The sequence below is a fragment of the Roseobacter sp. TSBP12 genome, from assembly GCF_009129705.1.
GTDB classification, from domain to species: domain Bacteria; phylum Pseudomonadota; class Alphaproteobacteria; order Rhodobacterales; family Rhodobacteraceae; genus Celeribacter; species Celeribacter baekdonensis_A.
This window is the reverse complement of sequence record NZ_PYIB01000006.1, coordinates 1-979: the sequence shown is the minus strand read 5'-3', so window position 1 is coordinate 979 and position 979 is coordinate 1. Positions and strand designations below refer to the sequence as shown.

The following is a 979-nucleotide window of genomic DNA, read 5'->3' as shown; positions in this document are numbered from 1 at the left end:
GCGCGTTATGCGATTGATCCCTCCCGCATTCGCACCGAGCTTGGCTGGCGCCCCTCCGTGACCATCGACGAAGGTTTGGCCCTGACCGTCGCGTGGTATCTGGCGAATGAACGCTGGTGGCGCGCGTTGCAAAACCGGCATGGCGTTGGCGAACGGCTTGGGGTGACCGCATGATCCTTGTTTTCGGAAAAACGGGTCAGGTCGCTACGGAACTGCGGGCACTGTTGCCGGACGCCGTGTTTTTGGGGCGGGATGAGGCGGACCTGAGCGATCCCGCCCTCTGCGCCCAAAAGATCGCCCTCCTCAAACCGGGTGCCGTGATCAATGCCGCCGCCTACACGGCCGTGGATAGGGCCGAGACGGACGAAGAGACCGCCGCTTTGGTCAATGGCGCGGCACCAACGGAAATGGCCAAAGCCTGTGCCGCGCTTGGCATTCCCTTTGTCCATATCTCCACCGATTATGTGTTTGATGGGTCCGGCGAGACACCGTTTACGCCCGATCATCCGACCGCCCCTTTGGGCGCCTATGGCCGCACCAAACTTTTGGGTGAAAATGGCATTCGCGCGGCGGGTGGCACATGCGCAATCTTGCGCACATCATGGGTGTTTTCCAGCCACGGCAACAACTTTGCGAAAACTATGCTCCGGCTTGGTGCAGAACGCGACAAGCTCACCATTGTCGCGGATCAAATCGGTGGTCCGACCCCGGCCCGCGCCATCGCTCAGGCCTGTGTCGAAATCGCCAATCGGCTTAAAACACAGCCGAACACAGCCGGAACCTATCATTTCTCTGGCGCGCCGGATGTAAGCTGGGCCGATTTTGCCCGTGCGATTTTTGCCGAGGCCGGGATCACATGCGCGGTCGAAGACATCCCCTCTTCGGCCTATCCAACCCCAGCCCAGAGGCCGGGAAACAGTCGGATGGACTGTCACTCTTTGAAGACGGCTTACGGGCTGGATCGTCCGGATTGGCGCGC

The 979-nt window shown here is 60.9% G+C and carries 1 protein-coding gene and 1 pseudogene; both read left to right on the top strand.

The window, feature by feature from the left end; genetic code table 11:
• Positions 1 to 174 (top strand): annotated as a pseudogene (locus C8029_RS02470) (dTDP-glucose 4,6-dehydratase); the annotation flags it as partial.
• The coding region (gene rfbD / locus C8029_RS02465; RefSeq protein WP_152002163.1) for a dTDP-4-dehydrorhamnose reductase at positions 171 to 979 on the top strand (809 nt) is incomplete at its 3' end. The pseudogene C8029_RS02470 and the gene rfbD, both read left to right, overlap by 4 nt.